Genomic DNA, 4,885 nt, shown 5'->3' with positions numbered 1-4,885 from the left:
GGTGTCGAGCGGCTGAGGTCCCGCTTCATCCTGACAATGGCGGCCAACAACCTGGCCCGGCTGCCTCGGCTGCTGGGGGCGCAATCACCGGACCGGGCACCAGGCACCCATGAGGCACCCATGCCCTCCAGTGCCAAAGGTCCCGACCATGATCCTCATCGATCGCCAAGACGGGAAAAACGTCCCGTTCGGCGATTATGTGAGCGGCCTGTTAGAACCCCGGGGCAGGCCGCGCCTTCATGGTGACGCCGACTGTCAGTGGCGTCCGCGTTGGCGGAACTGTCGACATGGCAGGACTTGATGCTGCACCGGATCTCCGTCGCAGCAAGATAAATGTGCGACGTGTGCAAACGACGCTGCCCAATCCGCGTTGCGAGAACTTCACCGAGTGGATGGAGCACCGCCCCGCGTTTCCCGATACTGTTCCGGTCATGTCTGCTTCGGCCAGAACCCGCGGCGTCTTCCACGTTGCTGGTTGCGGTCATTTGGGCGTGACATACGTCGCAACCGACGCGCGGTTCATGGGAAATCTGATCACGAGCGTGACACCGCCCTTGGATATTTCTTCCTATCGCCCTGATCGTTTTTGAAAATGAGATCCCGATGACCCACAAGGCACCGCCGCGTATGTCGGGTGCGGAGCGCGCCGTTGTACTGCGGCGCATGGGCGATCTGGTTGCCGTGCGGAAGGACGAACTTCTCCGCATCGAGGTCCGGGACAATGGCAAGCCCCTGCCGGAGCGATTTTGGGACATCGAGGACACGGCAGGCGTGTCTCGTTTCTAAGCTGATCTGGCGGCACGGCTGGACAACTGAATCCATCAGGACATCGAACTAGCAGTGGAGGGTTTCGAAGGCCGTGAAGGAACCTGTCGGCGTTGCAGGTGCCATCATCCCGTGGAACTTCCCGATGCTGATAGCCAGCCGGAATGTTGCACCGGCAATGGCGGCTGATTGCTGCATGGTGCTGAAGCCATCACAGCTCACGCCGGTGACTGCGCTGGAACTGGGCCAGATCGCGCTGGATGCGGGCCTGTCGGCGGGCGTCCTGAACATCGTGACAGCTTTAGCCCCGAGGCTGGCCAGGCGCTGACCGAACACCCGGACGTGGACGAGCTGGCTTTTACCGGACCGGTTCCCACCGGTTCTAAGGTCATGGCGACGGCGGCGCGCGACATCAAGGCTATCAGCCCGGAAATCCGTGGCAAGTCCCCGCTCAACGCCTCTGGACGAGGCCGTGGAATGGATCATGTTCGGCATCTTCTTGAGCCATGGCGAGGTTTGCGCGACGATGTCGCGCGTGCTGATCGAGCAGTCGATCCATGAGCCTCTGCTGGAGCGGCTGGGGGAAGAGGCCGGAAAGATCCGTATCGGTCACGGCCTCGACGAGGACGTGCTGCTGGACCCGCTGGTCAGTTCATCGCAGCACGAAAAGATGCTGGAGGTGATCGAGCGCGGCAAGACCGAGGGACGTCTTGTGGCCGGGGGCAGTGTTCCGGCGGGCCTAGAAAGCGGCTGCTATGTCAAGCCCACGATCTTCGCCGATATGGCCGAAGACCGCTCGATCTGGTGCGAGAAAATCTTTGGCCCGGTTGTGCGCGTCAAACCTTTCGAGACTGAGGCCGACGCGATCCGCATGGACAATGACAGCCGCTTTGGTCTGGGTGCCGCAGTCATGTCCGCAGATCTGGACCGGGCCGAACGCATGGCTCGCCGCTTCCGCGCCGGAATTATCTGGATCAACTGCAGCCAGCGAACTTTCACGGAGGCTCTGTGGGGTGGCTACAAGAAGTCTGGCATTGGACGCAAGTTGGGCGAACGGGCCTGAACAACTATCTGGAGACCAAGCAGATCACCACGTTTGACCGGCCGCGCCCTGGGGTGGTACCTGAAATGACAGCCGATCAGTCGCTGGACATTCTGCTGGTTCATTGTCAGGGCGAAAGCGGAAACGTGCTGATTTCCGACGTGCCCGAGATCCCGGGCACGTCCATCCTGAACAAGATGAACCACCTCAACGATGTCGATCCCAGCCTGGACCTTTTCCTGACGAGAGAGCCACGTGCTCAGGCCGTTCACATCACCAACTGGCTGCTGCCCTCGATCCGGCACCAGGTTCTCGGGACTCGTCCTTGTCCGTTCCGCCTCATCCCGAAGCCGGTGCCGGATTTGCCCTGCCAAACCTGCGATGATGCCCGCACAGCCCTCCATCGAGCCGCCCAATCAGCCGCCGAATTTGCAGTCTGATCCGGCCTCTTCATGGAAGAAGAAGTCTCACTGTCAGACCCGGCATGAGGGAAAGATGTGCCGCTTTCAGATAACCCGACGAAGTGGGTTTTGATCGACCGGCTGTCGCCTAGCCTTCGTTACGGCGCTGCCTCATTCCGCACGGCCGATTACGCAGATGCATTCATCGACGTCCACCACTCAGATATGTTGCGTCACTTGAGGCACGCCGCTGGAGGATCAGTCGGAATGGCCTGCGCAGGTCTTGCTCGGCGTTCCGCCAACACAGCCTGGAAGTTCGACAGCAGAATGATCGCTCCGCCGAGAAAAACCCATAGGTCGATCGCCTCGCCATACGCATAGTATCCGACGATCGCGGCCATCGGTACGCGCAGAAAATCGATCGGAATGACGACCGATGCTTCGAGCCGCTTGAGCGCCTGCGCCTGGCAGAAATGGGCGCTGAGGGCTCCAATGCCCGCGAGCAGCATCCATGGAACGGCGCTGAACTGGACTGGGCGCCAATCCGTCAGGGATGCCACGAACCCCAGAGGCAGTTGAATCAGGATCATCCAGATGACAATCGCGCCGGGGGAGCACTGGCGCGTCAGGTTCTTGACCATGATCAGAGACAGGCCGTATCCGGCCGCCGCCACCAGGACCAGCCCGGCCGCAGGATCAACCATGCCGATGCCCGGGCGCACGATCACGAGAACACCAACAAAGCCGCCTGCTGTTGCAAGGAGTCTGGGGCCGCTGATCCGTTCGCGCAGGATAAGCCAGGCAAACAGCGTCACCCAGATCGGCATTGTGAATTCAAGCGCGAAGACCGAGGCCAAGGGCAGCAGCACGACGCCGATCGTCCAGAAGTACTGGGCCGTGAAGTGCACGACATTGCGTGCAACATGCAGTGGAAACTTGTGCATCTGACGAATTTCCGGAAACAGGGATCGCGCAACCAGCAGGATCACTACAAACCCTACCAGCGCACGAAAGAACAATACCTGCCGGATCGACATCGTTGCCGCCATTTCGCGCGAACCGACGGACATCCCGATGAATGAAGCCATGCTCAGTGCCATCCAGAGAAGGCCTTGGCTGAAGGATGAGTCCGCCAAGGCAGGCATTTGCATTCTGTTCCGCATCACGGTGTCTCCGGAAAAAGATTGTGGAGTGGCTCTGCTCGGTCCACGGCAGGTAATCAGGTCCGACTGAGACACAGCCCGTAACGCGACACGAGCGGCGGCGCCAGTTCCTATTCCATCCTCTAGGAGGATGACCTCCCCTCCCGCCAGCGGGACAGGGGGACGGGCCCTTGGAGCCGCTCCGTGCTGATGCCGTCGCAGGGCATGTGGATCCTGGTGGCGACCAAGCCGGTGGACTTCAGGAAGGGGCACGACGAATTGGCGGCGCAGTCGATGCTGGCAGAGGATCCCTTCACCGGCACGATCTTCGTGTTCCGTTCCAGACGTGCCGACAGGCTGAAGATCCTGTTCTGGGACGGCAGCGGGCTGGTGGCCTACAAGCGCCTGACGGCCGAGAGCTTCACTTGGCCCGCCGTCCGGGACGGGGCCATGACATTGAGCCGAACACAGTTCGACGCGCTTTTTGCAGGCCTCGACTGGCGCCGGGTCCGGCCTCTGGAAACCCCGAAGCCAGCCGTTGCGGAAAGACCTGGACGCAAGAAAAAAGCGTTCAACTACAGACGGATCAGGGTATGATGACAGCGTGACGGCAGCCCCGTCCATCGACCTGTCCGTCCCCCCCGAAAGCCAGCGCGACGCCGTTCTTGCCGTGCTGCGCGAACGGGACGCGCTGCGGGAAACCAACCGGCGGCTGGAGCATCTGATCGCCGAGCTGAACCGTGGCATGGGCCCCGGCCAACGGCACTCCACACGTCTGGCGCGCAGTGCGCCGTTCGTCGCCGCCTTCGGCGAACGGTTGCAGCTGCAGCGTCGGCGGGTATCGGTGAAGTCCCGTCTCGGCGAAAAGCTGGCGTATACGCCAGCGCGACGAATTGCTGAACGAGCGGATCTTCGACACTTTGGATGATGCCCGCCGCAAGATCGCCCTCTGGCGCCTACGGCTACGCCGCCGTCAGGCTGCACTCCTCGCTCGGCAACCTGACGCCGCTTGAGGCGCGTCGGTCGCTTGCGCAACCTGATGACTTTGGCCGCGCCTGCTTCCACCTGATGCCCGTGATCGACCACATGAAAGTCCATCTGCGCGCCGCCGAGCGGATCTTCGTGGACGAGACCCGCGCACCGGTGCTGGATCCGGGCCGGAAGACTACCAAAAGCGGCTACTTCCGGGCCGTCGTCTCCGACGACCGCGGCCATGGCGGCGCCGGCCCGCCCATCGTGCTGTTCCATTGCGCCCCCGGCCGGGGGCGGGAGCATCCGCTGAAGTTCCTCGCCTGATACCGCGGCCGGTTCCTGCAATGCGACGCCTACCAGTCCTACAACGCGCTGACCGAGATTGCGCGCGATGAAGGGCCATGGCAGCCGGTCTATTGCTGGACCCATGTCCGCCGCCGCTTCGTAAGCGGCGGTTGCGCCCCACGCGCTTTCAGCTTGAAGGCTCGAAGTTCCAGGGTAGCAGGTCGTCGATCCTTGCTTGCGGGTGACCGGTGGCCACCGCTTCCAAAGTTGCCCTGAGG

At 62.1% G+C, this 4,885-nt stretch carries 9 protein-coding genes and 2 pseudogenes; 10 read left to right on the top strand and 1 reads right to left on the bottom strand.

What is annotated here, in order from left to right:
- Window positions 1-239 precede the first annotated feature (239 nt).
- From OC159_RS19630 to OC159_RS19610, 6 genes are all read left to right on the top strand, one after another.
- Window positions 240-590, top strand: a complete 351-nt coding sequence (locus OC159_RS19630) for an FAD-dependent oxidoreductase (protein WP_265502922.1) — start codon at window positions 240-242, stop codon at window positions 588-590.
- Between the two features lie 13 nt (window positions 591-603).
- Window positions 604-786 carry an aldehyde dehydrogenase family protein gene (locus OC159_RS19625; protein WP_265502921.1) on the top strand — a complete coding sequence of 61 codons (183 nt, stop codon included), beginning with the start codon at window positions 604-606 and terminating at the stop codon, window positions 784-786.
- Between the two features lie 73 nt (window positions 787-859).
- A complete protein-coding gene (locus tag OC159_RS19620; protein ID WP_265502920.1) occupies window positions 860-1,093 on the top strand; it encodes an aldehyde dehydrogenase family protein in 234 nt (77 codons plus the stop codon).
- A 14-nt stretch (window positions 1,094-1,107) separates the two neighbouring features.
- Window positions 1,108-1,326, top strand: a complete 219-nt coding sequence (locus OC159_RS20305) for a hypothetical protein (RefSeq protein ID WP_407674160.1) — start codon at window positions 1,108-1,110, stop codon at window positions 1,324-1,326.
- On the top strand, window positions 1,226-1,828 hold the full coding sequence (locus OC159_RS19615) for an aldehyde dehydrogenase family protein (protein ID WP_407674161.1): 603 nt from the start codon (window positions 1,226-1,228) through the stop codon (window positions 1,826-1,828). Before OC159_RS20305 ends, OC159_RS19615 begins: the two co-directional genes overlap by 101 nt.
- 65 nt (window positions 1,829-1,893) lie before the next feature.
- Window positions 1,894-2,247 carry a proline racemase family protein gene (locus OC159_RS19610; RefSeq protein ID WP_265502918.1) on the top strand — a complete coding sequence of 118 codons (354 nt, stop codon included), beginning with the start codon at window positions 1,894-1,896 and terminating at the stop codon, window positions 2,245-2,247.
- Window positions 2,248-2,441: 194 nt separating this feature from the next.
- Here OC159_RS19610 and OC159_RS19605 read toward each other — a convergent pair whose 3' ends face one another.
- Window positions 2,442-3,308 carry a DMT family transporter gene (locus OC159_RS19605; protein WP_265502917.1) on the bottom strand — a complete coding sequence of 289 codons (867 nt, stop codon included), beginning with the start codon at window positions 3,306-3,308 and terminating at the stop codon, window positions 2,442-2,444.
- Window positions 3,309-3,560: 252 nt separating this feature from the next.
- Between OC159_RS19605 and tnpB the strand changes: the two genes are divergently transcribed.
- The 4 genes and pseudogenes from tnpB (at window position 3,561) to OC159_RS19585 (ending at window position 4,883) form a co-directional block, all read left to right on the top strand.
- Window positions 3,561-3,947 carry an IS66 family insertion sequence element accessory protein TnpB gene (gene tnpB, locus OC159_RS19600; RefSeq protein ID WP_265502923.1) on the top strand — a complete coding sequence of 129 codons (387 nt, stop codon included), beginning with the start codon at window positions 3,561-3,563 and terminating at the stop codon, window positions 3,945-3,947.
- A 7-nt stretch (window positions 3,948-3,954) separates the two neighbouring features.
- A complete protein-coding gene (locus OC159_RS19595) occupies window positions 3,955-4,278 on the top strand; it encodes a hypothetical protein (protein ID WP_265502916.1) in 324 nt (107 codons plus the stop codon).
- A pseudogene (locus OC159_RS19590) lies at window positions 4,235-4,385 on the top strand (integrase core domain-containing protein); the annotation flags it as partial. The gene OC159_RS19595 and the pseudogene OC159_RS19590, both read left to right, overlap by 44 nt.
- 33 nt (window positions 4,386-4,418) lie before the next feature.
- Window positions 4,419-4,883: pseudogene (locus OC159_RS19585) on the top strand (IS66 family transposase).
- The last annotated feature ends 2 nt before the right edge of the window (window positions 4,884-4,885 follow it).

The sequence above is a fragment of the Paracoccus beibuensis genome (assembly GCF_026162625.1).
In the GTDB taxonomy this organism is placed as follows: Bacteria; Pseudomonadota; Alphaproteobacteria; order Rhodobacterales; family Rhodobacteraceae; genus Paracoccus; species Paracoccus beibuensis.
Note: the sequence above shows the minus strand (reverse complement) of the source record. Positions and strands in the feature narration are given on the sequence as shown.

Coding starts and splice junctions, on each gene's coding strand:
- OC159_RS19630 (WP_265502922.1), top strand. CDS start 240: ATGGTGACGCCGACTGTCAGTGGCGTCCGCGTTGGCGGAACTGTCGAC.
- OC159_RS19625 (WP_265502921.1), top strand. CDS start 604: ATGACCCACAAGGCACCGCCGCGTATGTCGGGTGCGGAGCGCGCCGTT.
- OC159_RS19610 (WP_265502918.1), top strand. CDS start 1,894: ATGACAGCCGATCAGTCGCTGGACATTCTGCTGGTTCATTGTCAGGGC.
- OC159_RS19605 (WP_265502917.1), bottom strand. CDS start 3,308: ATGGCACTGAGCATGGCTTCATTCATCGGGATGTCCGTCGGTTCGCGC.
- tnpB (WP_265502923.1), top strand. CDS start 3,561: ATGCCGTCGCAGGGCATGTGGATCCTGGTGGCGACCAAGCCGGTGGAC.